The following is a 24521-nucleotide window of genomic DNA, read 5'->3' as shown; positions in this document are numbered from 1 at the left end:
GGAGTGCGCACTACCGCCTCACGTCTGGTTGCCGTCGCCGGTGTCGTCCTTCTCGTCGGGATGCTGCCCTGGTTGTCGAATCGCGATCCGGCACTGAGCATTCTGCGGGCTCGGTCGGCCGAGCAGGAAGCAACACCTGAGGCCCTGGCCGCCATTCGCCGCGACCTCGGGCTCGATGCCGGGCCGCTGCGGTTGTTCTGGGACTGGATCACCGACATCGCGTCGGGCAATCCCGGAACGTCCTGGAACACAGGCCAACCGGTGCTGCCGGGTGCCCTCGATGCCTTGACGGTCTCGCTCACACTCATGGGATTCGCGATGGTGGGTGCAGTCGTCACGGCGGCGCTCGTCGTAGTACCCAGTGTGCGAACAGGTTTGCGCGGCTGCCCGAAACGAACCGGGGGTGGCGTCGCCGCAGCGTTGACATCGCTACCGGAGTTCCTGCTCGCGTCGGGGCTCGTCCTTCTCGGAGCCGTGTGGCTGTCCTTTCCGGCGTACGGCTGGAACGGCCCCGAGTACGCGGTGCTACCCGCACTCGCACTCGGGCTACCCGCGGGCGGACTCATCGGCCGACTGCTCGCCGACGCAATCGCCGTCACCTTCACCGAGGGATGGGTGACCACGTGGACGGTCGCAGGATTCTCCCGACCGGAGATCGCCTGCGCGGTACTGCGCCGTGCACTCCCGAGTATTGCGTCGCAGATCGGTCTGGTCATGGTCGCCATGACGGGCGGCGCGGTGGCCGTCGAAAAGGTGTTCGCCATACCGGGATTGGGTCGTGCCACCCTCGGTGATGCGCAGTCTCAGGACCTTCCTGCCCTGCAGATCGACATTCTGCTCCTGCTGGCTGTCAGCGCTGCCCTTGGTATCGCTGCAGAACTTGCCCGACGGTTGCTCCTCGGCAGCGCAGTGCACGAGAAGGCTATGCCCATCCCGTCCGGAGTTTTCCATCCGGCACCGCGACGGTGGTTGGTGCCGATCGCTGCCGCGTCGGTCCTGCTGGTCGTGGTGCTTGCCGGACTCCCACGCGACGGCCAGGCGACGACGAGGGAGAAGTTCGCGGCTCCATCCCTTGCCTACCCGTTCGGAACGGACGCATCAGGGCGAGATCTGTTGGCCCGGGTCGCCGACGGCGCACTGCGGTCGATTGGACTCTCGCTGGCGGTCACGCTCGCGGCGCTGGTGGTCGGTGTGTTGCTGGGTTTGGTTCCGCGCGCGTCGAGGGGCCTGGTCGAGGCGACCAACGCGGCACCGCCGGTGGTCACCGGAATTCTGATCGCGGCGATCTGGGGTCCGAGCGCAGGCGGCGCGGCCGTCGCGGTCCTGATCGTCACGTGGGCTCCGCTTGCGGCGCACACCGCCGCGCTCGTCGAGGAAACCCGCGCTCGGCCGTACATCTCCATCCTGCCCACGCTCGGGGCAGGCAACGCAAGAATCCTGTTCGGGTCCGTCGTCCCCACTGTGGTTCCGGTAGTGCTGCGGCACGCCATGATTCGTCTGCCCGGAGTCGCCCTGGCCCTGGCCGCACTCGGATTTCTCGGTCTGGGACCGCAACCGCCGACGGCGGACTGGGGGTTGATCCTGTCCGACGGAGTCGCAGCGGTCGAGCGAGCACCGTGGGTGGCGGCAGCTCCGCTGGCGTCGTTGATCACCCTCGCCGTTCTCGCTGTATCTCTCGCGGCGGCCACGTCGGGTCGAGTGAGGTCGACCGGTAGCGTCGTCGAGAAAGTCGATGCAGGAGGGCGCAATACATGAGCACGAGGACCGACAAGTCGCCGACGCGATGGCGGTGGTCGTTTCTCGTCGATCTGCGGCGGGCCACCCCCACCGTCCGACTTCTCGTACTCACCCAGATGACCTTCAACATCGGCTTTTTCATGGTGTTGCCGTATCTCTCGGTGCATCTGACTTCCGATCTGGGACTCGGGGCGGCGCTCGTCGGAGTTGTGCTCGGAATCAGAACCTTCTCGCAGCAAGGACTGTTCTTCGTCGGTGGCACCCTCGCCGATCGGTGGGGCATCAAGCCGGTCGTGCTCGTCGGCTGTGTGTTGCGGGTGGCGGGCTTCGTGGGCCTGGCGTTCGCCGATTCGCTGCCGGCGGTGCTGATCGCCACGGTATCGATCGGATTTGCTGCCGCACTGTTCTCTCCCGCAGTCGAATCCGCGGTCGCAATCGAGGCGGGCAAGAGTGAGCGCAGTGGCTCCGTTACTCGGGTGGAGACGTTCGCGCTCATGTCGGTGTGCAGCCAGATCGGCTCGTTCACCGGCCCGCTCGTCGGATCACTGTTGCTGTTGGTCGACTTTCGGGTCGCATGCCTCGTCGCCGCAGGCATTTTTGTCCTCGTCATTGCCGCACACATCAGATGGTTGCCGCGTGAGCCCGGCGAACACCGCGACGATCCGTGGCTCTCGGGATGGACCGATGTGGTGCGCAACAGAACTTTTGTGCTGTTCGCGGTGGCCATGAGTGCGCAACTGGTTGCCTACAACCAGCTGTATCTACTGCTGCCACTCGAGGTGGAGCGGGCGTGGGGATCGCAGACGGTACTGGGGTGGTTCTTCGCGATCTCGGCGGTACTCGTGGTGTCGGCGCAGATGCCGATCACCCGACGCGTCGCGGGTACGGCACCGCGTCTCACGCTGCCGATCGGATTCGCCGTCATGGCAGCGTCTTTCGTTCTCGTAGCTGTTGCCGCGCCGCTCGAACTGCACGGATGGGTCGGTCTGGTCCCGGCGGCACTGTTCGTGCTGCTTCTCGCTCTGGGCCAGATGATCGCCATGCCCCAGGCGCGGGACCTGGTGCCGCGCATGGCCGCCGAACGTCGACTGGGCTCGTACTACGGCTTCATGGCCTCACTCGGTGGCATCGGAGTACTGATCGGATCGATTGCCCTCGGCGCGGTGATCGACGCCTCCCCCGACACCGGTTGGGGTGCAGCCATCCCATGGTTGGTCGCGGCGCTGTTCCCCATCGCCAGCGTCGTCGGCCTTCGCGTGGTGCTGAAGCGTCTGGACTGACCCGCAGCCCCGATCGCCCGCTTCCCCATATCCGCAGCCCCGATCGCCCGCTTCCCCATTCCCGCAAACGCGCGCGCGTTGGTCATACGCGAGCGAGTTCGCTTCCGATTCGATGCGAATCTGCGCGCACCTGGCGAACGCGCGCGCGTTCGCCGAACGACCGGCCACACCCGAGTCCGTCGATGTCGCGAGCTCGAAGTAGCGGCCGATGATCTGTGATTCGGTCACGAACCCAGCACCACTCCCAGACAGGGAGAGTCCACTCTCCCCCACCGGGAGGGGTGAGAATGTCGGCATGAACGGATTGCTGACGATCGGCGAGTTCTCTCGGATCACGCACCTGTCGGTCAAGACGCTGCGGCGCTATCACGAGTCGGGTCTGCTCGAGCCTGCGACCGTCGACGACTATTCGGGCTACCGGTACTACGACACCGAACAGGTCGCAACGGCGCAGATCATCAGACGGTTCCGCAGCATGCAGATGCCGGAGAGGGAGGTGCGGGCGATCGTCACCACACCGGATCCCGACGCCCGGGCCCGGTTGATCACCGAGCACCTCACTCGGCTCGAGAGGCAGTTGGACGACACCCGATCAGCGGTGACGGCACTTCGCCGGTTATTGGATCCGACCCCGCCGACTATCGAGGTCCAGCGCATACTCACCGAACAGTGTTCGGTCGCAGCAGTTTCCGAGATGGTCGACGCGTCCGAGGCGCTGGTGTGGTACTCCGACGCGATGGCCGAGATCGACGCAGTCGTCTCCGACGTCACCGGACCACCGGGTGGGCTGTACGACAACGAGCTGTTCACCGAAGGTCGCGGGGTGATGACCGTGTACGTCCCCGCTTCGATGGCACCGTCCGTCGGCCGAATTCGTCCGATGACGTTGCAGCCCAATGAACTTGCCGTGACGGTCCACCACGGACCTCACGACGACATCGACGTCACGTACGGCGCGCTCGGGGTGTACGTCGAGACCAATGGCCTCGCCATCGCGGGACCGGTACGCGAGGTCTACGTCGTCGGTCCGCGTGATACCGGTAACTCGACGTTGTGGCGCACGAAAATCGGATGGCCGGTGTTCACGGCGACGTCGAACGCGCCTTGATCAGCGACCCAGCTGTCGGCTTGCGCCGTCGAGTTCGGCGTGCGCACCGATCTTCGCGTTTCGTCCCGCTCGATCTCCGGCCTTGCGGGCACCCTCGGAGTACCCGGCGTTCGCGCTCTGACCCCGCCAGTGTCCTCGCGCAGTCGACGTCTGCCGATAGTAGTCGCGTAGCTCGACCTCCTTGTTGCGCAACACCAATGCGGTACCGGCACCCTGCTGTTCCTGAGCGATCGCTTTTGCCTCGGTGTCTTTCTTCACTTCGCCCAGTCGATGACCGATGCGGGCTGCGAACGCGGTCTGAAAGTTCAGTCGTGCCGTCACGGCAGCGACGGGCACTTCCTCGCGACGGGTGTAGCGTCGGCGATTCTTGATCTCGGTGACGGTACGGATGGCCGTCTCGGATTTGTAGGCACCGGATTTGATGTACGCGTCCGACGCTCGGACCATCTGGATCAGCAGCGAGGAGTACAGGGCCTCGGTGGTCTCGATGTCGGAGTCGAAGCCGTAGGCGAACACCTGCGTCGACGATCGGGACACATCGCACTGGACGTCGTTGGCATGGGCGATGGCGACGAACAATTGAACGTAGGTCTTGAGCCCACGCTTGCCGGGTTCACCGATAGGGATGACCTTCTGCGTAGGCGTCGCCTGCCGTTCGCGCGATGCGCTGTGCGAACGCGCCACCGCGAGATCCACCGATGCCGACGTGGCCAAACGCTGAGCAGCCTCCATGAAGGCCTCGGCCTCGTGGGGGTTGTCGGTGGACTCCGCCTGGCGCAGCAATCCGCCGATTCGCGTCAGCATCTTGTCCGAACTCATGAGCGAAAGGGTACCGGGCAGCTCCGACACGTCCGGGTTGACCGATTCAGGAACGCGATAATGACCACCACGAGGTGAGTTGTGTGCCACAGTACCCATCGACATATGTGTCGGGGGAGCATCACTGCACGATTCTGCATGCCGATCTCCGGGCGCATACCACCGCGTAGAAGTAAGTGGAGAGAACACATGGCGTCTTTGATCACGAAGGTGGCGGTGGTTGCAACGGCAGCCACGCTGCTGACGCTCACCGGATGTTCGAGCGACAGCGGTTCGAGCGGCGATTCGGGTGCTGCATCCGAAAACGCCGACGGCCGTGGACCTATCACCTATGTAGAGGGCCAGGACACCACCGAGACCGGTGTCGTCCAGCAGATCGTCTCGGAGTGGAACTCCAGCCACCCCGAAGAGCAGGTCACCTTCAAGGAACAGTCCGCCGACGCCGACCAGGCTCACGACGACTTCGTTCAGCAGCTCCAGGCACAGCAGAGCGACTACGACGTCATGGCACTCGACGTCGTCTGGACCGCAGAGTTCGCGGCCAAGGGCTGGCTCGTGCCGCTCGAGGGCGAATTCGCACTCGACAACGCAGGCGTTCTGCCCGCGACCGTCGCGAGTGCCACCTACAACGGCAAGCAGTACGCCGCACCGAAGAACACCAACGGCGGACTGCTCTACTACCGCAGTGATCTGCTCCCCGAGGCACCCACCACCTGGGCCGAGCTCACCGAGGACTGCCAGGTCGCCCGCGACAACAACATCGATTGCTACGCCGGGCAATTCGCCCCCTACGAGGGTCTGACGGCCAATGCGTCGGAGATCATCAACGCGCACGGCGGATCGATCGTGGCCGAAGACGGCAAGACCCCCACCGTCAACAGCCCGGAAGCCAAGGCCGGACTGCAGACCCTGGTCACCGCGTTCGAGACCGGCGTCATCCCGGCCCAGGACACCACCTTCAAGGAGTCCGACAGCCAGCAGGCGTTCCAGGACGGAAAGACACTGTTCCTGCGCAACTGGCCGTACGTCTACGGCACCGCCGCAGAAGAAGGTTCGGCTGTGGTCGGCAAGTACGCGGTCGCACCGCTTCCCGGAGTCACCGGAGTGGGCACCTCGACGCTCGGCGGATACAACGCCGCGATCAGCGCGTACTCCGAGAACAAGGCCACTGCGGCCGACTTCCTGCGATTCATGCAGGGCGAGAAGGCGCAGCGCATCATCGCCGAGGGTGCTTTGCCGCCCGTGCTCTCGTCGCTGTACGACGATCCCGCGCTGATCGCCGCGATGCCGTACCTTCCCGCGTTGAAGGCCTCCATCGAGAACGCCGTTCCGCGTCCCGTCACCCCGTTCTACCCGGCCGTCTCGAAGGCCGTGCAGGACAACGTTTCTGCTGCCATCAAGGGTGAGAAGAGCGTGGACCAGGCGATCACGGACATGCAGGCCGGTATCGAAACCGCCGGCGCCAACTGATTTCGGGAGAACCAATGGCTGTACCTGCTGGTGTGACCAGTGGGGCCGCCGCAACCACCGCGGCCGGGGGCTCGTCCCCCGGCCGCGGTCGGCATGTGCGGTCCAAGAACAAGCGGTTCGGCCTGACGCAGGGTCGGGCTTGGCTGTTGATCGCACCGACGATGGTGATCCTCGCGATCGTCATCGTCTACCCGGTGATCCGAGCTCTGGTGATGTCCTTCTCCAAGGATCCCGGTCTCGATCCCGCCACCGGCATGTTCGTCACCGGTGGTTCTGCCGGCTTCGACAACTACACGCACTGGATTCTGCAGCAGTGCACCTCGGCGTCGGGCACGTTGGTGCCCTGCCCGCCGGGAACTCTCGGTTCTCAGTTCTGGGGTGCGGTCGGAAACACAGCGTTCTTCACGGTGGTGACCGTGTCCATCGAGGTGGTGATCGGCTTCGGGATGGCCGTCATCATGGGCAAGACCTTCGCCGGACGCGCTTTGCTGCGCGCGGCAATCCTGATCCCCTGGGCTATCCCGACGGCGGTCACGGCCAAGCTCTGGTACTTCATCTTCGCGTACGACGGCATCGCCAATCGCATTCTGGGAACGAACATTCTGTGGACCGGCGACGCATGGCCCGCTCGTTTTGCGGTCATCATCGCCGACGTGTGGAAGACGACACCGTTCATGGCGCTGCTGATTCTGGCCGGGTTGCAGATGATTCCCGCCGACGTCTACGAGGCTGCTCGCGTCGACGGGGCATCGGCGTGGCAGCGTTTCACCAAGATCACGCTGCCATTGGTCAAGCCCGCGTTGATGGTGGCAATTCTGTTCCGCACGATGGACGCACTGCGTATGTACGACTTGCCGGCCATCCTCACCGAGGGCAATCCCGCGACACGAACCATCTCGATTCTGGTGGTGGACCAGATTCGGCAGGGATTCAACAGCGCGGCGTCGTTGTCGACCATCTCGTTCATTTTCATATTCGTCGTGGCGTTCATCCTGGTGAAGTTCCTCGGTGCCAATGCCGTTGCCACTCAGGACAATCAGCGTAAGGGGCCCGGCCGATGAAGCAGGCTCGCATCTATCTCGGTGTCGTCGTCATTCTCGTCTGGGGACTGGCACCGTTCTATTGGATGGTCGTCACCGCATTCCGCGACCCGCGCTACACCTTCGACACGACGCCCTGGCCGACCCATGTCACGTGGGAAAATTTCGAGAACGCGTTGTCGACGGCGAACGGCAACAATTTCCTGCGTGCGGTGGGCAACAGTCTGATCGTGGGCGGCGCGACCACGCTGATCGCGTTGGTCATCGGCATCTTCACGGCATACGCGCTCTCCCGCATCGACTTTCGCTTCAAGTACGTGGTGACGGGCATCATCCTGGGGGCGTCGATGTTCCCCGTCGTCGCGTTGGTGACCCCGCTGTTCCAGTTCTTCACCAACATCGGGTGGATCGGCAGTTACCAGGCGATGGTGATCCCCAACATCTCGTTCGTCCTGCCGTTGACGATCTATACGCTGGCGGCGTTCTTCGCCGAATTGCCCTGGGAACTCGAAGAAGCCGCGCGGATCGACGGTGCCGGACGTTTCCAGGCATTCCGCCTGGTGATGCTCCCACTTGCCGCACCTGCCTTGTTCACCACCGCGATCCTCGCGTTCATCGCAGCAGTGAACGAGTACCTGCTGGCCAGTCAGCTCTCGAGTGACAAGACCGAACCGGTGACCGTGGCCATCGCGCGGTTCACCGGCAACGATCCGCTGGTGGTGCCGTACGCCGCGATCATGGCCGCGGGCACCATCGTTGCGATTCCATTGGTGATCATGGTGCTGCTGTTCCAGCGCCGCATCATCTCCGGACTGACGGCGGGCGGCGTCAAGTCGTGACGGCGCAGGACCACCTTCAGCTGCTCGCGGGGATCCTCGGGTTCTTCGCGCTGGTAGCTCTCGGTTTCGCCGTAGCCGGGATCATCGGAGGAAATCCCGGCGTACTACCGTCCGTGACGTTGCTCGGTCTGCTTGTTGCACTGTGGTTCGTCGTCAAGAGGATTCGCTGAAACTCGCCGTCGCCACGGACACCAGTTCGGTCAGTGCAGGACTCATCGCACTGCGCCACACCAGGGCCAACATGGCGGCGGTGTGTGAGTCGGTCAGCTCGACTGCGACGAGCTTGTCGCCGTAGAACTCCGCCATCGATCGGCTGAGGATCCCCACCCCCAGACCGCGGGCTGCGAGGTCGGCCACCGCGTCAGGTGCACTGGCCTGCAATGTGATCGACGGAGTCAGACCTACTCCATAGCAGTCCCTGTCGAACACCGCACGAATGCCGGTACCCGATGGTAAGGCGACGACCGGGTACTCGCACACCTCGGCGAGTGTCGCTTCCTGCTGCGCCGCCAGTGGATGCTCCGCCGGAACGGCTGCGACGATCCGCTCGTCGATCACGACCATCGATTCGAGCCCGTCGGGGCTGCGGGCGGCGACACCTACCAGCGCGAGATCAATATCTCCCGCGCGAACAGCGGCCACCAGGCGATCCGAATTGTCCTCGCGTAGTGCAAGTTCGACGCCGGGATGAGCCGCGTGGAAGCGCGCCAAGGCGTCGAACAGTTGTGGAACGGTGCAGGCGGTGACCATACCGATGCTCAGTGAGCCGCGCAGTAGCCCGGTCACGTCGTCGACGGACTGTTTGACGGATCCGGCTGCGGCCAATGTGGCGCGAGCCTGCGTCAATGCAGCCTTGCCGGCCGTCGTCAACGTGGCTGTGCCGCCGGATCTGTCGATCAACTCGGCGCCGAGTTCTCTTTCGAGCGAACGGATCTGAGCGCTGACCCCCGACTGACTGATATGCACGCGGGCCGCGGCTCGGGTGAAGTTCGCTTCCTCTGCGACGGCCACGAAGTATTCGAGTTGTCTCAGTTCCATTGCTGGACTCCAAGATTCGGACCCTCGCCGACGTCGAGCCTCGCCACAGTGCGCTTCGGTGCAGTGACGCGGTAGCTGCAGTCGATCAGTTCGGCGGCTTCGGCCCAGACGTCGTCGTCGGCATCGGACAGGTCGAAGCCCACCCATCGTGATGGACCGAGGTAGGCGGGATGGAAGTAGCGCGGTTCGAGCTCGCAGGCCCGCTGCTCCTCGGCGCTCTCGCATTTGACCAGAATCGACAGATCGAACTGGTCACCACCTTTGACGCCACCGCCGAAGTAGGCGAACACCGTGGATGTACGGAACGTCGGCCTGCCGTGGGAAATTTTCTCGGTCACGTCGGGGTAGGCGAACGCCAGTGTCCGGACGCGTTCGAGGACCGGATGTTGGGAGGTGGGATCGATGGCCACTCGAGAACGATAGCGCGTGTTGTCTAGCTGCGGCTATGAGTAGAACTTCTAGGCTTTATCGGAACCAACTGTTGGACTTCTGACTCTGCTCGTTCGAGACTCGAAGTCATGACACCGACACCCGAAGAAATTGCTGCGACCTACTTCGAGGCCTGGAAGGGCAAAGATTTCGACACCCTGGCGACGATCCTGCACGAGAACGCAACGTTTCGCGGGCCACTCGGCACAGCGGCCAGCGGTGCCGAATGTGTGGCCGGATTGAAGGGAATGTCGCAGATCGTGACCGATATCGATATCGCGCACGTCTTCGTGGATGGCCCGAACGTACTGACGTGGTTCGACCTGCACACGTCGATCGCACCGCCGGCCTCGACCGCGAATTGGCAGCGAATCGAGAACGGAAAAATCATGGAAATCAAGGTGACATTCGATCCGCGCGACATCATCGCCGCGGGATAAGCGAACGCCCGCCGGCACTCGATGTGACATTTGGTGGCCCTTTCGGGGGTCAATGTCACATCTGGTGGACCGGCGGGCGTTTTGCGTAGTGGTGCGGACGAGTGCCGCTGGGGGCACTCGGTCACACCACTGCCGCAGGCGCTTATGCGTCGATGATGAACGCTTCGAGCTGCTCGCGGGCGACGTCGTCGGCCAGCTGCTTCGGCGGGCTCTTCATCAGGTATGCGGAAGCCGGGATGACCGGTCCACCGATGCCGCGGTCCTTGGCGATCTTGGCGGCGCGGACAGCATCGATGATGACGCCGGCGGAGTTGGGCGAGTCCCAGACTTCGAGCTTGTACTCGAGGTTGAGGGGAACGTCACCGAAGGCGCGGCCTTCGAGGCGGACGTAGGCCCACTTGCGGTCGTCGAGCCAGCCGACGTGGTCCGACGGTCCGATGTGGACGTCCTTGGCGTTGAACTCCTTCTGGAGGTTCGACGTCACGGCCTGGGTCTTGGAGATCTTCTTCGACTCGAGGCGGGTGCGCTCGAGCATGTTGAGGAAGTCCATGTTGCCGCCGACGTTGAGCTGCATGGTGCGGTCGAGCTGCACGCCGCGGTCCTCGAACAGCTTCGCCATGACGCGGTGGGTGATGGTGGCACCGACCTGGCTCTTGATGTCGTCGCCGACGATGGGGACGCCTGCGTCCTCGAACTTCTTGGCCCAGACGGGATCGCTGGCGATGAAGACGGGCAGTGCGTTGACGAAGGCGACGCCTGCGTCGATGGATGCCTGTGCGTAGAACTTGTCGGCTTCTTCGGATCCGACGGGGAGGTAGGACACGAGCACGTCCACCTTGGCGTCACGAAGGGCCTGTGCAACGTCGACGGGCTCGGCGTCGGAGATCTCGATGGTCTCGGAGTAGTACTTGCCGATGCCGTCGAGGGTCGGTCCGCGCTGGACGCTGACGGTGCTCGGGGGCACGTCGGCGATCTTGATGGTGTTGTTCTCGCTGGCGAAGATGGCCTCGGAGAGGTCGAAGCCGACCTTCTTGGCGTCCACGTCGAACGCGGCGACGAACTCGACGTCGCGGACGTGGTACTTGCCGAACATCACGTGCATCAGGCCGGGAACGGTGGCGTTCTCGTCTGCGTCCTTGTAGTACTCGACACCCTGGACCAGGGATGAGGCGCAGTTGCCCACACCCACAATGGCCACGCGGATTGCGTTGTTGTTCTCACCCATGGTCGGGTTCTCCTTCTGTCTTGACTGTCCGGTTCGGTGCTGTGTGGGACGGTGCTGGGTTGGGGCCGGCCTGCTCGGCCGCGATGACTTCGTTGAGCCAGCGCACCTCGCGTTCGCTCGATTCGAGACCGAGCTGGTGTAGCTGCCGGGTGTAGCGGTCGAGAGTCCCGTTCGCCTTGGCCACTGCGTCGCGGAGGCCTTCTCGGCGCTCCTCGACCTGGCGACGTCTGCCTTCGAGAATGCGGACCCGAGCTTCAGCCGGGGTCCGGCTGAAGAAGGCCAGATGTACGCCGAATCCGTCGTCGGTGTAGTTCTGCGGTCCGGTGTCGGCCACCAGTTCGGCAAATCGTTCCCTGCCGAGTGGGGTGAGCACGTACACCCGTTTTGCTCGTCGTTTCACGAGCAATTCGGGACCGGCGTCCTCGGCGATGAGACCGTCGGTTTGAAGTCGACGGAGTGCCGGGTACAGCGATCCGTACGAAAATGCTCGAAAAGCTCCGAGTAGGCCAGTGAGCCGCTTGCGGAGCTCGTAGCCGTGCATGGGGGATTCGAGAAGCAAACCGAGGATTGCGAGCTCGAGCATGCAACTCCCCCTTCTCGACTCCGACGACACAACATGGCGATGCGATTGACTGCACTATCGAAGAATGTATCGCGCCGATACATTGAATGACAAGCCGGTGTCCGGTTTGTCGTGCCGAGACGCTGCCGTGAGCTCGAATCGAGCGATGGAGCGGTCAGGTCGGTTACCGATCTCCTCGATGCTGTGCCGCCATCTGTGTTCCGAGCGGCGTGAGCCGGTACAACACCGACCGGCCGTGTCGAGAGCCCTCGATCAGTCCGTTGTCGCGCAACACCCGAAGGTTCTGTGACACGGCGCTCGGCGTAACGGAGAACCGGTGCGCGAGCTGCGAGGTGGAAGCGGGCTCGGCGAGCGCGAGCAGCAGCTCGGCCTTCGCGCTTCCGACCAACGCCGCGAGTGCAGGACCTCGGTCGAGTGGGGTGTACTCCCCGATCATCGTTCCCTGTCCGCGCGCCGGATACGACAGCCACGAGTGGCCGGGTGACGCCTGGTTCCAGATTGCCGTCACGTTCTTGGTGAAAACGGACGGGGTGAGCACCAGTCCTCGGTCGTCAGGTGACCCGTCGCCGACGGACGACGTCGTCAAGTGCACTTCCAACAGTCCGTTGTCCAGCCACCGAATGGAGCTACCGAGCCCGTCGAACAGTCCCGTCGCACCTCGCTGTGCGAACTCTCTGCCGCGAAAGATGATGTCCGACTCCAGGACTCGGTTGATCGCCGACCAGTATGGAGCGATTACTGCGCGGTGGTAGTCGTAGAGGGCGTCGGCCACCACCTGCGCTGCGCCCTGCGGGTCATCGAAGACTCCGGCCAGCGCCGCCGGCGGCGGACGACCCTCGAACACAGTCATGAGGTCGTGTGCGACGACGGTCGGATCGGACGTCGCGATCAGCTCGCACTCCTCCTCTAGACCGAGTCGTTTGTCGGTGGGCAGCGGTGTGATGAAGTCGGGAATCCGTGCTCCGGAAGGGGATACGAGTGCGCGCACCAGCTCGGCGTCGTAGTGCGCTTCGGCATTCCGGGCTTGCTCATGCCACTGCGTCAGATGAAACCTGCCCTGCGGCCCCAGCACCAGGGCCCACAAACTCAATGCCGTTTCGGTCATCGCCGAGTACGCCAGCCGCACGCGAGCCAGATCGTCGACGCCGAGCCGATAGGTGATCATCGTGCTGCGACGCTAGACCGACGTCGCGCGATGCCGCAAGAGTGGGCGGTGGTCGGGCCTCGACCGAAGTACGGCGTCGACCAGGCGGGTCAGGAGCCGCGGACGACGCGCGATCGGGTCGATCTGCTGGGCCCGCGCCGCGTCGTGCAGGTCCGCGATCCGTGCGTAGACGAGCGCGGCGGGTGGGTCGGCGGTCAGGTGGTGGAACGTTCGGAACGTGTTCATGCCGTTCACTGAACGCCCAGGGGTGACGGGCAGGGAATCGATTTAGAGGGCACCTACATCGTCGGGAAGTCTCGGGCGGAAGCGACGGTGGTTTCCAGTCGAAGGCCAGGACCTGCGACGTCCTATCGGCTGACCGAGACGATGTTGCCCGCGAAGTCCGCCTCGACGCGTCCGCCTTGGGCGTCTTCGTTGCTGGTGCTGATCGAGATGCGTTGGTTGCCGCGGGTTTCGGTGATCATGATGTACTCGACGACGGAGTTCGGTATTCCCACGGCTTCGGGTGTTCCCGCAACGAGACCCGCCAGAATCGCAGAATCGATTGTGGCCCAATCGAAGGTCGCGTCGTCGGTATCGGGAGCCTCGGTATCGAGACCCACCTCGAAACCTCCGGCGACGAACACTCGCTCGCGCCGGCCCTCCGCCGTCGGGCGATAGACATCGGCACGGTTGTTGTTCAGCTGGATGAACACCTCGAGAACCTGTGAGCTACCGAAACGCTGTACGTATCGTTCTCTGAAATCGTCGAGTCCCGCCGTGGTGTCGAAGACGAAGGGACGGGCAACGATCGGCGTGACGTCCACCGGCAGGTCCATCGTCACGGTAGGGACGACTCTGCTCGTTGTCGTGGACGCGACGCCGGCCACAGCCGGTACCGGTTCTTCGCCGTTCCTGGTCGTCAGGAACACCACCAGTGCGACGGCGACGACGACGACCGAGCCGAGTGCCAGGAGTAGCCGGTTTTTCGGTTCGACGGTTCGCGGAGCCGGTTCGGGAAGGTCGATGTCGATTTGCAGGTCGGAGACCAGGCGTCGTAGGTCGCGCAGGGTGACGGCTACCCGCGCCCGTTCGCTGCGCAGGCGGTGCTCGTCGAACGTGAGTTGGCCGTCGGCGTAGGCGGTATCCAGCACGGTGACGGTCAGCGCGCGGTCTATTTCGCGAGCGCGAAAGTCGGGTCGTCGGTCCATGTTGCGGGCTTCCTTTCGGGAATGATCAGCCGAACGAAAACGGAGTTACACGCAGGAAGTTGCCCGCGGGATCGAATGCGAGGTTGCCGCTTTCCTGGTCGGTGTTCTCGGCCGAGACGTAGATCTCGGGCCCGTTGTCGCTGCCGTAGAAGCTCACGCTGTAGCTGTCGATGCGTGACATGTTCAGGCTCTCGGAGGCACCGGCGATGATCCCCGCGGTTGTGGTCAGATCGATCGTCGCCAGGTCGATCTGAGGTTCGTCGAAGTCGCGCGTGCTCGAGAAATTGTCGTCGTAGTCGTCGATGACGCCGTCGCGGTAGGTGTAACTGACTTGCTTCTGTGGCAGCCCGGGTGCGGGTGCCGAAATGACGGCGTACTTGTCGTACAAACCGAGCCGGTCGACAACAGACGTGCCGATCTTCTGTTGCAGGGCATCGACGATGGCTGCGACGACTGCAGGATTCTTGTACCCCGCCGTCCCGAGACTCGAGGCCGGGTCATCTGTGCTCGAGCAAGCGCGAATACCGAAGGTGAGCGCCACCATCGCTGCAACCACGGGCACCGCGACGGTCATGAAGCCCAGTCGGGAGCCCTTGGCCGTCGCGATCGGATGCCTGAGCTCGATGGGATCGGCCATCGGCTGCAGGTCGGTGTCGTTCTGCAGGTCCTCGATGAGGGTGTGCAGATCGGCGATGGTCGCGGCTTCTTTGGCCAAGTCGATTCTTGCCGCGTGCTCGAAATCGGACAGCTGGCCGTCGGCGAGCGCCTCGTCCAATGTGGCGCAGGTATTGGAGCGATCCACATCACGCGCCCTTGTGGTGGGCGGCAGTCGCGTCGGCACAGGTGGAGCATAGTTTCTCGGGCCCGAAAGGGGAGCCGCTCGTCGCCGAGGCGGGGGTTCGCAGGTCCCCATCGGAGGGGGCGCACGTACTCTGGTCCTCGTGCGACTTCAGCGACAGGTGGTGGACTACGCCCTTCAGCGTCGGTCGCTGCTGGCCGAGGTCTACTCCGGTAGGACGGGTGTCGCGGCGGTCTGCGACGCGGATCCGTACCTGCTCCGCGCTGCCAAGTTCCACGGACGCGGTAGTGATGTGGTGTGCCCCATCTGCCGCAAAGAGCAGCTCACCTTGGTGTCCTGGGTTTTCGGTGAGAAGCTCGGTGCGCTGTCCGGGTCGGCGAGAACGGCCGACGAACTCGTCCGGCTCGCTGCGACCCAGGAGGAATTCTCGGTCCACGTGGTCGAGGTGTGCCGCTCCTGCAGCTGGAACCACCTCGTCCAGTCCTATGTCCTCGGGGCCGTCCCCGCACCCAAGCAACCCCGTCGCCCGCGATCGGGTTCCCGCCAACCGAACCGTCGTACCGCGAGTGAGTGACACAATCGCTCGGCTGATGCCTTTTCGCGAGAAGTCGACGCGGCCGCCGAAATTACTGGAGATCTGTACGTGAGTTCCCCCTACGACAACAACCCCGGTAACAACGAACCTGGCCGCAGCGACTCCGGACGGCGTCCCGACGTGCCGGGACCCCCGCGCGGCAGCAGGCATTCCGATCCGCCCGGGCGTCGCCCAACACCGCCGCCCGGTCAGCGTCCGATGCCTGCGCCCGGCCAGCGTCCGATGCCGCCTCAGGGTCGGCCACCGATGCCTCCCCCCGGTCAGCGACCGGGACCTCCCCCGGGACAGCGTCCTGGACCTCCGCCCGGTCAGCGTCCGATGCCGCCTCAGGGCCGGCCACCCATGCCTCCGCCCGGGCAGCGTCCCGGTCCTCCGCCCGGTCAGCGTCCGATGCCGCCTCAGGGCCGGCCTCCGATGCCTCCGCCCGGTCAGCGTCCGGGACCAGCGTCCGGTCAGCGTCCTTTACCGCCTCAGGGTCGGCCCCCCGGTGAGCGCCGCTATGGGGAGCCGCCGGTCACGCCCGCTGCGCGCTCCGCAGTAGGGCCGGCAGCCGCTGCGGCCGGAGTGACCCGATCGGGATCCGTCCCGCCGCCACACGAACCGAACGATCCATCAGTCAGCTCCTCGGGCAGCGAACCGCCCGAGCCGCCCGAAAGAGGTCCCGCCGCGAAAACGAAGAAGAAGTCCAAGTGGCGGGTTGTTCGGCGCACGATGTACGCGTTGATCGCCTTGGGTCTGATCGTGCCGATTCTGGCGTTCATGGTGGCGTACACGCTGGTCGACGTCCCGCGTCCGGGTGACCTCAGAACCAACCAGGTCGCCACTGTCTTTGCGTCCGACGGCACGAGCGTGATCGGCAAGGTGGTGCCCCCCGAGGGCAACCGGACCGATGTGACGATCGACCAGATCCCGGAGCACGTACGCAATGCCGTGCTCTCGGCCGAGGACCGCGATTTCTACTCCAACCCCGGATTCTCGGTGACCGGATTCGGCCGAGCTCTGCGGGACAACGTGCTCGGACGCGACAGCGCAGGCGGCGGTTCCACGATCACCCAGCAGTACGTGAAGAACGCCTTGGTCGGTAACGATCGGACGCTGACGCGCAAGATGCGCGAGCTGGTCATCTCTTCCAAGATGGCGCGGCAGTGGTCCAAGGACGACATTCTCGCGGCCTATCTGAACACCATCTACTTCGGTCGTGGCGCGTACGGCATCGCAGCCGCGTCGACGGCGTATTTCGGTAAGTCCGTCGATCAGCTCTCGGTCGAAGAAGGTGCCGTGCTGGCGGCGACGATTCAGCAGCCCTCGGGTCTGGATCCCGAGTTCAACCCCACGGGTGCTCAGGCGCGTTGGAACTACGTGCTCGACGGCATGGTGTCGCAGGGCCAGCTCGACGCGACCCAGCGAGCCGCGATGCAGTATCCGCCGTGGATCCCCAGCTCCCAGGTGGACTCCGGCGATGCGGACGACGCGGGTCCCAACGGACTGATCAAGGCCCAGGTGCTGCGCGAGTTGTCCGCTGCCGGGGTCAGTGAGCAGGACCTCAACACCGAGGGTCTGCAGATCACCACGACGATCGATGCGAAGGCGCAGGCCGCTGCGGTCGAGGCCGTGGACAAGAACCTCGAAGGCGAACCGTCGGAACTGCGGACGGCGTCGGTGTCGATCGATCCACGCAGTGGCGCGGTCCGTTCGTACTACGGCGGCGCGGACGGGCGCGGATTCGACTTCGCGCAATCGGGCCTGCAGACCGGCTCCTCGTTCAAGGTGTTCGGCCTGGCCGCTGCCCTGGACCAGGGCATTCCGCTGTCGAAGATGTACGACAGCTCCTCGCTCGACGTCAACGGCATCCAGATCAGCAACGTCGAGGGCGAATCCTGCGGAACCTGCACCATCGCCGAGGCCCTCAAGCGGTCGCTCAACACGAGCTTCTACCGCATGATGCTGGGCATGGACAACGGCCCGCAGGCCATCGCGGACATGGCTCACAAGCTCGGTATCCCGCAGGAGATCGAGGGCGTCGGCCCCACGTTGACCGAGCCCGACAACGCGGGCCCGAACTACGGAATCGTGCTCGGTCAGTACCAATCTCGGGTCCTCGATATGGCCTCTGCCTATGCGACACTCGCGGCGTCCGGGGTGTACCACACCCCGCACTTCGTACAGAAGGTCGTCACGGCCGATGGCACGGTGTTGCTCGATCGTGCACCCGAGGCGGGCCAGCAGGTGGTCTCGGCGGCGGTCGCGGACAACGTGACCTCGGCGATGCGTCCGATCGCCGGATACTCCAACGGCCACAACCTCGCCGGCGGTCGTCAGTCGGCAGCCAAGACCGGTACCGCTCAGCTCGGCGACACCGGTCAGAACAAGGACGCGTGGATGGTCGGCTACACCCCGTCGCTGTCGACGGCGGTGTGGGTCGGTACCGAACAGGGTCTGCCGCTCGAGAACAGTTACGGCGGTCCGATCTACGGATCGGGCATACCGTCGGACATCTGGAAGGCGACGATGGACGGGACGCTGGAGGGCACCTCGAACGAGACGTTCCCGACGCCCGAGGCCATCGCCGGTCAGGCAGGCGTCCCGCAGTACTCGGCGCCCGCTCCGACTACCACGGCGGCACCGTCCGCTCCGCCGCAGGTGACATTGCCGATTCCTACGGAAATCTCCCCACCGGTCGTCATCACTCCACGGCAGGTCGAAATTCTGCCCGGCGTGACGATCCCGCTGCCCGGATTGGCACCGGCTGAGCCGGCACCAGCACCGGCAGCGCCCGAACCGGCTACACCCGGGCAGTAGCGACTTCACCGGTGACGACCGAACCCGACCGTAAGGGTCGACCATTGGCGAGCCCCGGTCGCCTCGACTCGGCGAGCGTAGCGGGCCGAGATCTGCCCAGTCGGACCGATCCGATGGCCGAGGAACTGTCCTCGGTCATCGGCGGTCCCGTCGGACGGCACGCGGTGATCGGACGGCAACGGTGGTTCACCGCATTGCGGGTGATCCTGCTGCTGGCGGTGATTTTTCTGTGCTTCGGTTGGTTCGCGAAAGCCGCGTGCATTCAGCAGGCTCCGGTGGGCCCGGGCGGTGAGCTCGGACTGGATTGGAGTGGCAGCCGGCAGTACGTGGCGATGTGCTACTCGGACACCGTTCCGCTCTACGGTGCCGAGCGACTCGACCAAGGTGCGTTCCCGTACAAGAAGTCCTGGGAAGAAACCAAGGCCGACGGCTCGACCCAGGTTCGGTACATGGAGTACCCGGTGCTTGCGGGGCTGTACCAGTACGGCTCGATGGTCGTCGGGAAGACGTGGAACTCGCTGAGTTTCCTTCCCCAGGCCCTGCCCGTCGTCGTGTATTTCAACGTGGTTGCCCTGGGGCTGGCCGTCGCCTGGCTGGTCACCGTATGGGCCACGGCAATAGCCGCCGGACGGCGAATCTGGGACGCGGCCCTGGTGGCTGCGTCGCCGCTGGTGATCGTGCACGGCTTCACCAATTTCGACGCTCTGGCAGCCGCTTTCGCGCTCACCGGTCTGTTGGCATGGGCCAAGAAGCGGCCGGTTCTCGCCGGTGTGCTGATCGGGTTCGGCGGTGCCACCAAGCTCTATCCCCTGTTGTTCCTCGGTCCGCTGTTGGTGCTGTGCTGGCGCACCGGACGGATGCGCGAGTGGGGCCTGACCGCCGGCGCCGCGATCGGAGCCTGGCTCGCCGTCAATCTTCCTCTCGCACTGCTGTATCCGTCGGGATGGTACGAGTTCTTCCGGCTCAACTCCGAGCGCGGGGCCGATCCGGATTCGCTGTACAACGTGGTCACCTCGTTCACCGGCTGGCCCGGTTTCGACGGTCCGCTGTACGCAGGTGCCAAGCCCTTGATCCTCAATGCCGTGACGCTGGTGTTGTTCGCCATCGTGTGTGCGGTGATCGCCTACATCGGCACTACGGCCCCGGTGCGGCCGCGGCTCGCGCAGTTGGTGTTCCTGGTGGTGGCCGGCTTCCTGCTCACCAACAAGGTGTGGAGCCCGCAGTATTCGCTGTGGCTGGTTCCACTGGCCGTACTGGCACTACCGCATCGCCGAATACTGTTGGCGTGGATGACAATCGACGCATTCGTCTGGTTTCCACGGATGTACTACTACCTGGGCGTGGAGAACAAGGGTGTGCCCGAACAGTGGTTCACCGCAGCTGTCGTGGTGCGCGATGTCGCCGTGATCGGGTTGTGCGCGTTGATCATTCGACAGATCTACCGGCCCTCCGAAGACCTCATTCGAAACGGCAGCGCCGTCGACCCGCTCGGTGGCGTTCTCGACGGCGCTGCAGATCGGACGACTACTGCCCGCACGGTCACATATAGCGGCCGAGCTGTTTGACGGCTTCACCGGCGTGCTTGGCCTGAATGCCGTCACCGATGGCCTGTAGTTTCCATTCACTGCCCTGGCGATACACCTTGGCCATCACCAAGCCGGTGAACGGCATGCCGCCCTGCAGGGTGAACCGCGCCAGCTCGGTGTTGGTCGTGTTGTCCACCAGGCGGCAGAATGCGTTGGCTACCTGCTCGAACGTCTGACCGCGGTACGACGTGACGGTGAAGACGATGCCGGTCACGTGCTTGGGTACCCGCGTCAGGTCGACCACGATCACCTCGTCGTCCCCCTCGCCCTCACCGGTGAGGTTGTCGCCCTGGTGCACGATCGAGCCGTCCTTGGCTTTGAGCTGACCGTAGTAGACGACATCGTTGACGTTGCGGTCCGCGAGCATGATCGCGGACGCGTCCAGGTCGATGTTCGCGGCGCTGCCGCCGCCGCCGAAGAGGCCGCCCTTCTTGGGAGTGGTCACCGGGTCCCAGCCCAAGCCCATGCGAATGACCGTCAGGGCCACGCCGCCGTCCTTGCGGAGAGTGACCTTCTGGCCCTTGGTGAGGCTGACGGGCTTGGCCTTGGTGAGGCTGACTTCCGGTGCCTCGGTGCGGACCGGTGCGGCGGGAGATGCCGGCGGGGCAGCGGGAGGCGGTGGAGTGGCGGGAGCGGGAGGAGGCGTCGGTGCCGGAGCAGGGGCGTCGTCGACGGACACACCGTGGTCGGTCACCAATGCGGCGAATCCGCCCGCGTAACCCTGCCCGACGGCTCGCACCTTCCAGCTGCCCTGGCGACGGTATATCTCGAGTGCGATCACGATCGATTCCGAGCTCAACCCGTCGATGGTGTACTCGTACAACACGTTTCCAGCCGTGTCGCTGACCCGCGCGACGGGAGCGGTGGATCGACCGAAGTTGCTCGACGCGTCGTCGAGGGTGATGACCGCGCGAATCTGTTCGATGTCTGTGGGAACGGCGGCGAGCGAGACTGCCAGCCGGGCCGGACCGCCCTGGCCGGGCTCGAGGCGTACGCCGGGGCCGGTGGGCTGGTTGAAGAACACGAAGTCTGCGTCCGTCCGAACCTTCCCGGCGTCGGTGACCAGTAGTGCAGACAGGTCCGCGGGCACGGCCAACGCGATGGAGACGACGACGTCACCGACGGTGAGGGGGCCGTTCTGACCCTTGGACAACGGTTGACCGGCCGGAGCAGACAATGTGATGGACTCTCTCTCGAAGTGCTGGTTACCGTCATCCAATGTACTTGTTCGATTTGTCCGACTGCTGTGGCCGAGCGGACGTCAGATCTGGCGCAGGGTGAACAGGTCGCCCGGTGTGCAGCCGAGCACTCGGCACACCGCGGTGAGGGTCGAGAATCGGATGGCCTTGGCCCGGTCGTTCTTGAGCACCGAGAGATTCACGACGCTGACTCCGGCGAGACGCGAGAGCTCGGCGAGCGTCATGCCGCGGGCGTCGAGGATCTCGCCCAAATGGCAGACGACCAGATGGTCGACGAACTCCTCCGCCATCAGACCAGGCCTTCGGCATCGCGAGCGAGCTTGGAGCCTTGTCGAAGGACTGCGTAGACGAATTGCAGGACAAGTGCCACGATCACGGCCAGCCAGAATGAGCCCAGGCTCCGTGCAGTATCGGTGACCTCGGTCGTCTCGAGTGCGGCCTGAATTGCGTTGGTACTCATCACTCGGAGGCCTCCGGTGATGACCGGGTACAGAACCAGGCAGACGGCAACCACGACGAGATCGATGCTGGCACCGACGCTGAACGGGGTTTCTTTGATGACATTGTCGAAGAATCGGTACGCGAAGAAGATTCCCACCAAGATCACGATTCCGCCGGCTACGATCTCGCCGTACCTCATGAAGTCGATCATCCCGATGAGTCGCTGGACGTCGCTTTTGGCGACACTGAGCTCGATGACGTTCCCTGATTGCAACTGTCCGCCGAACAGGTCGAGAGTCGGCACGCCTTCCCGTGGCGTGACGGTGGCGCTGACGTAGTCCGACGAGTGGTACTGCCACAGCCTCCATCCGGACCACACCACCGCGATTCCCGCGTAGAAGACCATCGTCCATTTGTTGGCCCGTGCCGAGCCGAGTCCGTATGCCATCTCGCCGCCTCCATATCGATAGTCGATAACAACGAATATCGATAACCTATCGCTTATCGATAGGGTGTCAAGGGGTGGCCGGCATTACCGTCGCAGCGCGACCGCCATGTGGTGACCGATCTCCGACGCCAAGCCGGCGGTATCGGCCGGCAGGATGTCGATGGTGTCCTCGGAGTAGACGATGTATCGGCCGTCCCGCTCGAAGTCCATCCAGAAGAACGCGACTGCGTCGGTGTCGCGTCGGTTGTCGTACGTCCTACCGCGCGCGACGATGACTTCACCGGCCGCGGATCGTGGGCGGTGGAAGAAGGTCCGGAACTGCTCGTCCGCGGTGGCCCCTCGGGTCGCGGTGGACAGATGCCTCCCAGCCGTTGTTGCTGTGGCAGTGGATCGTTCGAGTCGCATGGTCGGTCGTCGGCCTGCCGCATTGGCTGGAAGGGACGCGAGAACACGGTCAGGTGCCTGGGCAGGGCTGGTCAACGAGATCGTGACGGCGCCGCCCGAAGTGGCGTCGGGTCCCGGCTGTTGGGTGAGCACCGCGGCAACATCGTGGCGCACCGCCGCGTGGGCACGGATGGTTCCGTTGCGGGGATCGCGTGTGTCGCCGCGACATTCGATGCGAACAACCGGATCGACGAGGGTGCGAAGAGCCGCCCCGAGGTTGTCGTCCAGTACGGCATCGATTCTCGCCGAGGCCTCCCGCCGCAGAAGTTGGTACCGGTCCTCGGTGTCGACGTCGACGGTGACAGCCAGGGGGTACGGCAGTCGGTCTCGTCCGAATCGACTGCAGAGCATCATGAAATCGATGCCGTTCATGGTCCAGCTCGTCATGCTCAGCCGCCGAGTACCGGAGGTGCGACCAGAGGCAGCTCACCGATCAGTTCACTACCGTTGCCGACGTCGACCAGGTAACCGGGAGTCGCATGATCGGAGTCGTTGTCGCCGGCTCCCCTCGCGCCTCCTGCCCCCATGCCGCCCATTCCCGGTGTGCCGTGCGCCCCTGCACGTCCGGCCGCTGCTGCGCTGCCCGATCCGCTACCGCCCGGTCCGCCGCCGGTGGCCCCGGTGCCGCCGAGCGGCGAGCCCAGAACGGAGCCACCATAACCGGAGCCGCCGTATCCCGAACCGGAACCGCCACCCGATCCACCGGCATAACCCGAGCCGCCGCTGTAACCAGAGCCGCTGTAACCCGAGCCGCCGTAGCCGCTGCCGGAACCGGCGCCGGCCCCCGAACCAGCGCTACCCCCAGAGCCAGCGCCACCCCCAGAGCCAGCGCCACCCCCAGAACCTGCGCCGCCGGCAGATCCGGGTCCGGAAGCAGATGCGGCACGCGTCTCTCCGGCACTGTCGGCCGGCGGCAGCGATCCCGCTTGCCCGGATCCGGGCTGGCCCGATCCCATCCCTGGTTGCCCGGCATCGGCAGGGTCCGCACCACCGGGTTGTGTCCGAGCTGCAGCCGGGTCGGCTGCACCCGCGGACCCCGCACCGACACCCGAGGTGGATCCGCCGCCGCTCCCTCCGAGCCCCCAGCCTGCGGTCGAACCGCCACCGCCACCGCCACCGTCGGCGACGGGGTTGTGTGCCGCAGGTAGCACCGGAACCTGGGCGTCGGATTGCAGGACCCCCGGCACGTAGACCGAACGCATGACCTGGCGTGCCTGCTCTTCTTGCTCGTCGTGCAGGCGCGCTATTTCCTTGATGGAATCGGCGAACGGCAGTCCGCTCGGAAACGACGACTCGAGCATGCTCGCGCCGACGCCGATGTCGACGATCGGAGGTACGGCAGCCCTGGTCTGGGTGAATCCTGCGTGCGCCTCCAGCAGTTTGTTGCTGATCATCGTCATGGCAGTGGACAGCGCCGTGGCCGAGGACGTGTAGTCGCCGATCCCACCCCGCACGGCCGCCGAGGTGGGACCCGACCAGCCGGAACTCATCGCGCCTTCGATCCCGTTCCGGAAACTGTCGGATCCTTCGGTGGCTGCGGCGGCCAGGTCGTTCCAGTTCTGCGACGACGTCGATATCGACTCCGCGGCGAGCGTGTTGACCTTCTGCACGATCTCCGCGTGCTTCATCACGTCGAACGACTCGGTGACCACGACCTCGTTCGGCTCGTACTCGCCCTCGTATCCGTACGAACCGTTCTTCTTCGAGAACGTGTTCTCGATGAGCGAATTGACGGCCTCAGGCCCGAAGCCGGCTGCAGGCCCGTGATCGATGATGGCCTGCACCTGCTGTTGGAGTTCTGCATACGGATCCGCCATACCCACCCCTTGCCCTACGTCTGTCCCCCC

General features: G+C 64.7%; 26 protein-coding genes. 11 read left to right on the top strand and 15 right to left on the bottom strand.

The annotated features are described in order from the left end of the window. Positions 1–3: 3 nt before the first annotated feature. From BH93_RS00450 to BH93_RS00440, 3 genes are all read left to right on the top strand, one after another. Positions 4–1755, top strand: a complete 1752-nt coding sequence (locus BH93_RS00450; RefSeq protein ID WP_197914513.1) for an ABC transporter permease subunit — start codon at positions 4–6, stop codon at positions 1753–1755. Then, positions 1752–3017: an MDR family MFS transporter gene (locus tag BH93_RS00445; RefSeq protein WP_037175014.1), complete on the top strand. Its 1266-nt coding sequence runs from the start codon at positions 1752–1754 to the stop codon at positions 3015–3017. Before BH93_RS00450 ends, BH93_RS00445 begins: the two co-directional genes overlap by 4 nt. A 295-nt stretch (positions 3018–3312) precedes the next feature. Then, the gene (locus BH93_RS00440) at positions 3313–4125 is read left to right on the top strand and encodes a MerR family transcriptional regulator (RefSeq protein ID WP_080739123.1); all 813 of its coding nucleotides are present in this window, start codon (positions 3313–3315) and stop codon (positions 4123–4125) included. On the opposite strand, the gene BH93_RS00435 is transcribed toward BH93_RS00440, so the two are convergent. Beyond that, the gene (locus BH93_RS00435) at positions 4126–4944 is read right to left on the bottom strand and encodes a DUF2786 domain-containing protein (RefSeq protein ID WP_037175228.1); all 819 of its coding nucleotides are present in this window, start codon (positions 4942–4944) and stop codon (positions 4126–4128) included. A 189-nt stretch (positions 4945–5133) separates the two neighbouring features. Between BH93_RS00435 and BH93_RS00430 the strand changes: the two genes are divergently transcribed. Genes BH93_RS00430 through BH93_RS00415 form a run of 4 tightly spaced genes read left to right on the top strand, consistent with a single transcriptional unit; the run spans position 5134 to position 8463 of the window. Beyond that, positions 5134–6414 (top strand): ABC transporter substrate-binding protein, encoded by a 1281-nt coding sequence (locus BH93_RS00430; RefSeq protein ID WP_032378716.1) that lies wholly within the window; start codon positions 5134–5136, stop codon positions 6412–6414. A 14-nt stretch (positions 6415–6428) separates the two neighbouring features. Continuing rightward, on the top strand, positions 6429–7475 hold the full coding sequence (locus tag BH93_RS00425) for a carbohydrate ABC transporter permease (protein WP_176457401.1): 1047 nt from the start codon (positions 6429–6431) through the stop codon (positions 7473–7475). Further along, the gene (locus tag BH93_RS00420) at positions 7472–8293 is read left to right on the top strand and encodes a carbohydrate ABC transporter permease (protein WP_032367661.1); all 822 of its coding nucleotides are present in this window, start codon (positions 7472–7474) and stop codon (positions 8291–8293) included. Before BH93_RS00425 ends, BH93_RS00420 begins: the two co-directional genes overlap by 4 nt. Continuing rightward, positions 8290–8463 carry a hypothetical protein gene (locus BH93_RS00415; RefSeq protein ID WP_165430164.1) on the top strand — a complete coding sequence of 58 codons (174 nt, stop codon included), beginning with the start codon at positions 8290–8292 and terminating at the stop codon, positions 8461–8463. Before BH93_RS00420 ends, BH93_RS00415 begins: the two co-directional genes overlap by 4 nt. Here BH93_RS00415 and BH93_RS00410 read toward each other — a convergent pair. Together BH93_RS00410 and BH93_RS00405 are read right to left on the bottom strand one after the other, a co-directional pair. After that, on the bottom strand, positions 8447–9331 hold the full coding sequence (locus BH93_RS00410) for a LysR family transcriptional regulator (RefSeq protein ID WP_037175015.1): 885 nt from the start codon (positions 9329–9331) through the stop codon (positions 8447–8449). The two genes, BH93_RS00415 and BH93_RS00410, sit on opposite strands and share 17 nt — an antisense overlap. Further along, positions 9322–9741, bottom strand: coding sequence for an MmcQ/YjbR family DNA-binding protein (locus BH93_RS00405; protein WP_037175016.1), 420 nt, complete (start codon positions 9739–9741; stop codon positions 9322–9324). Before BH93_RS00405 ends, BH93_RS00410 begins: the two co-directional genes overlap by 10 nt. A gap of 108 nt (positions 9742–9849) precedes the next feature. On the opposite strand from BH93_RS00405, the gene BH93_RS00400 reads away from it, so the two are divergent. Further along, a complete protein-coding gene (locus tag BH93_RS00400; RefSeq protein ID WP_037175017.1) occupies positions 9850–10200 on the top strand; it encodes a nuclear transport factor 2 family protein in 351 nt (116 codons plus the stop codon). Positions 10201–10342: 142 nt separating this feature from the next. Here BH93_RS00400 and BH93_RS00395 read toward each other — a convergent pair whose 3' ends face one another. The 6 genes from BH93_RS00395 to BH93_RS00370 all read right to left on the bottom strand — a co-directional run bounded on the left by BH93_RS00395 (position 10343) and on the right by BH93_RS00370 (position 15204). Next, the gene (locus BH93_RS00395; RefSeq protein WP_032378712.1) at positions 10343–11425 is read right to left on the bottom strand and encodes an inositol-3-phosphate synthase; all 1083 of its coding nucleotides are present in this window, start codon (positions 11423–11425) and stop codon (positions 10343–10345) included. Beyond that, on the bottom strand, positions 11418–12008 hold the full coding sequence (locus BH93_RS00390) for a PadR family transcriptional regulator (protein ID WP_032378711.1): 591 nt from the start codon (positions 12006–12008) through the stop codon (positions 11418–11420). Before BH93_RS00390 ends, BH93_RS00395 begins: the two co-directional genes overlap by 8 nt. 163 nt (positions 12009–12171) lie before the next feature. Beyond that, positions 12172–13173: an ArsR/SmtB family transcription factor gene (locus BH93_RS00385; protein ID WP_052065292.1), complete on the bottom strand. Its 1002-nt coding sequence runs from the start codon at positions 13171–13173 to the stop codon at positions 12172–12174. A 12-nt stretch (positions 13174–13185) separates the two neighbouring features. Next, positions 13186–13398 (bottom strand): hypothetical protein, encoded by a 213-nt coding sequence (locus BH93_RS00380; RefSeq protein ID WP_155291036.1) that lies wholly within the window; start codon positions 13396–13398, stop codon positions 13186–13188. 122 nt (positions 13399–13520) lie between these two features. After that, a complete protein-coding gene (locus tag BH93_RS00375; RefSeq protein ID WP_037175018.1) occupies positions 13521–14363 on the bottom strand; it encodes a DUF1707 SHOCT-like domain-containing protein in 843 nt (280 codons plus the stop codon). Between the two features lie 25 nt (positions 14364–14388). After that, positions 14389–15204, bottom strand: coding sequence for a DUF1707 SHOCT-like domain-containing protein (locus BH93_RS00370; protein ID WP_242459082.1), 816 nt, complete (start codon positions 15202–15204; stop codon positions 14389–14391). Positions 15205–15325: 121 nt separating this feature from the next. On the opposite strand from BH93_RS00370, the gene BH93_RS00365 reads away from it, so the two are divergent. Continuing rightward, the gene (locus BH93_RS00365) at positions 15326–15736 is read left to right on the top strand and encodes a DUF5318 family protein (RefSeq protein ID WP_230592444.1); all 411 of its coding nucleotides are present in this window, start codon (positions 15326–15328) and stop codon (positions 15734–15736) included. A 518-nt stretch (positions 15737–16254) separates the two neighbouring features. On the opposite strand, the gene BH93_RS00360 is transcribed toward BH93_RS00365, so the two are convergent. Continuing rightward, positions 16255–16518, bottom strand: a complete 264-nt coding sequence (locus BH93_RS00360) for a hypothetical protein (RefSeq protein WP_165712581.1) — start codon at positions 16516–16518, stop codon at positions 16255–16257. Between BH93_RS00360 and BH93_RS00355 the strand changes: the two genes are divergently transcribed. Further along, positions 16469–18556: a transglycosylase domain-containing protein gene (locus BH93_RS00355; protein ID WP_037175019.1), complete on the top strand. Its 2088-nt coding sequence runs from the start codon at positions 16469–16471 to the stop codon at positions 18554–18556. The genes BH93_RS00360 and BH93_RS00355 overlap by 50 nt on opposite strands. Positions 18557–18669: 113 nt before the next feature. After that, entirely contained in the window at positions 18670–20121 is a 1452-nt protein-coding gene (locus tag BH93_RS00350) for a glycosyltransferase family 87 protein (RefSeq protein WP_052065351.1), read from the top strand. Here the strand turns inward: BH93_RS00350 and BH93_RS00345 are convergent. The 5 genes from BH93_RS00345 to BH93_RS00325 form a co-directional block, all read right to left on the bottom strand. Beyond that, the gene (locus BH93_RS00345) at positions 20096–21319 is read right to left on the bottom strand and encodes a TerD family protein (RefSeq protein ID WP_242459081.1); all 1224 of its coding nucleotides are present in this window, start codon (positions 21317–21319) and stop codon (positions 20096–20098) included. The two genes, BH93_RS00350 and BH93_RS00345, sit on opposite strands and share 26 nt — an antisense overlap. An 84-nt stretch (positions 21320–21403) precedes the next feature. Next, a complete protein-coding gene (locus BH93_RS00340; protein ID WP_032378705.1) occupies positions 21404–21631 on the bottom strand; it encodes a helix-turn-helix domain-containing protein in 228 nt (75 codons plus the stop codon). Next, positions 21631–22230 carry a DUF2975 domain-containing protein gene (locus BH93_RS00335; RefSeq protein ID WP_242459080.1) on the bottom strand — a complete coding sequence of 200 codons (600 nt, stop codon included), beginning with the start codon at positions 22228–22230 and terminating at the stop codon, positions 21631–21633. Before BH93_RS00335 ends, BH93_RS00340 begins: the two co-directional genes overlap by 1 nt. 84 nt (positions 22231–22314) lie before the next feature. After that, positions 22315–23046: an ESX secretion-associated protein EspG gene (locus BH93_RS00330; RefSeq protein ID WP_165712594.1), complete on the bottom strand. Its 732-nt coding sequence runs from the start codon at positions 23044–23046 to the stop codon at positions 22315–22317. 17 nt (positions 23047–23063) lie between these two features. Beyond that, positions 23064–24491 (bottom strand): PPE domain-containing protein, encoded by a 1428-nt coding sequence (locus BH93_RS00325; RefSeq protein ID WP_052065294.1) that lies wholly within the window; start codon positions 24489–24491, stop codon positions 23064–23066. Positions 24492–24521 lie beyond the last annotated feature (30 nt).

It is taken from the genome of Rhodococcoides fascians A25f (assembly GCF_000760935.2).
Classification (GTDB): domain Bacteria; phylum Actinomycetota; class Actinomycetes; order Mycobacteriales; family Mycobacteriaceae; genus Rhodococcoides.
This window is presented reverse-complemented; position numbering and strand designations above follow the sequence as displayed.

What these genes read in the sequence shown, in the direction of transcription:
- BH93_RS00375 (WP_037175018.1), bottom strand. Translation starts at nt 14,363, where the DNA reads ATGGACCGACGACCCGACTTTCGCGCTCGCGAAATAGACCGCGCGCTG.
- BH93_RS00425 (WP_176457401.1), top strand. Translation starts at nt 6,429, where the DNA reads ATGGCTGTACCTGCTGGTGTGACCAGTGGGGCCGCCGCAACCACCGCG.
- BH93_RS00340 (WP_032378705.1), bottom strand. Translation starts at nt 21,631, where the DNA reads ATGGCGGAGGAGTTCGTCGACCATCTGGTCGTCTGCCATTTGGGCGAG.
- BH93_RS00385 (WP_052065292.1), bottom strand. Translation starts at nt 13,173, where the DNA reads ATGATCACCTATCGGCTCGGCGTCGACGATCTGGCTCGCGTGCGGCTG.
- BH93_RS00330 (WP_165712594.1), bottom strand. Translation starts at nt 23,046, where the DNA reads ATGAACGGCATCGATTTCATGATGCTCTGCAGTCGATTCGGACGAGAC.
- BH93_RS00400 (WP_037175017.1), top strand. Translation starts at nt 9,850, where the DNA reads ATGACACCGACACCCGAAGAAATTGCTGCGACCTACTTCGAGGCCTGG.
- BH93_RS00380 (WP_155291036.1), bottom strand. Translation starts at nt 13,398, where the DNA reads ATGAACACGTTCCGAACGTTCCACCACCTGACCGCCGACCCACCCGCC.
- BH93_RS00420 (WP_032367661.1), top strand. Translation starts at nt 7,472, where the DNA reads ATGAAGCAGGCTCGCATCTATCTCGGTGTCGTCGTCATTCTCGTCTGG.
- BH93_RS00395 (WP_032378712.1), bottom strand. Translation starts at nt 11,425, where the DNA reads ATGGGTGAGAACAACAACGCAATCCGCGTGGCCATTGTGGGTGTGGGC.
- BH93_RS00445 (WP_037175014.1), top strand. Translation starts at nt 1,752, where the DNA reads ATGAGCACGAGGACCGACAAGTCGCCGACGCGATGGCGGTGGTCGTTT.
- BH93_RS00410 (WP_037175015.1), bottom strand. Translation starts at nt 9,331, where the DNA reads ATGGAACTGAGACAACTCGAATACTTCGTGGCCGTCGCAGAGGAAGCG.
- BH93_RS00360 (WP_165712581.1), bottom strand. Translation starts at nt 16,518, where the DNA reads ATGAACGCCAGAATCGGCACGATCAGACCCAAGGCGATCAACGCGTAC.
- BH93_RS00390 (WP_032378711.1), bottom strand. Translation starts at nt 12,008, where the DNA reads ATGCTCGAGCTCGCAATCCTCGGTTTGCTTCTCGAATCCCCCATGCAC.
- BH93_RS00435 (WP_037175228.1), bottom strand. Translation starts at nt 4,944, where the DNA reads ATGAGTTCGGACAAGATGCTGACGCGAATCGGCGGATTGCTGCGCCAG.
- BH93_RS00350 (WP_052065351.1), top strand. Translation starts at nt 18,670, where the DNA reads ATGGCCGAGGAACTGTCCTCGGTCATCGGCGGTCCCGTCGGACGGCAC.
- BH93_RS00440 (WP_080739123.1), top strand. Translation starts at nt 3,313, where the DNA reads ATGAACGGATTGCTGACGATCGGCGAGTTCTCTCGGATCACGCACCTG.
- BH93_RS00355 (WP_037175019.1), top strand. Translation starts at nt 16,469, where the DNA reads ATGTACGCGTTGATCGCCTTGGGTCTGATCGTGCCGATTCTGGCGTTC.
- BH93_RS00335 (WP_242459080.1), bottom strand. Translation starts at nt 22,230, where the DNA reads ATGGCATACGGACTCGGCTCGGCACGGGCCAACAAATGGACGATGGTC.
- BH93_RS00430 (WP_032378716.1), top strand. Translation starts at nt 5,134, where the DNA reads ATGGCGTCTTTGATCACGAAGGTGGCGGTGGTTGCAACGGCAGCCACG.
- BH93_RS00325 (WP_052065294.1), bottom strand. Translation starts at nt 24,491, where the DNA reads ATGGCGGATCCGTATGCAGAACTCCAACAGCAGGTGCAGGCCATCATC.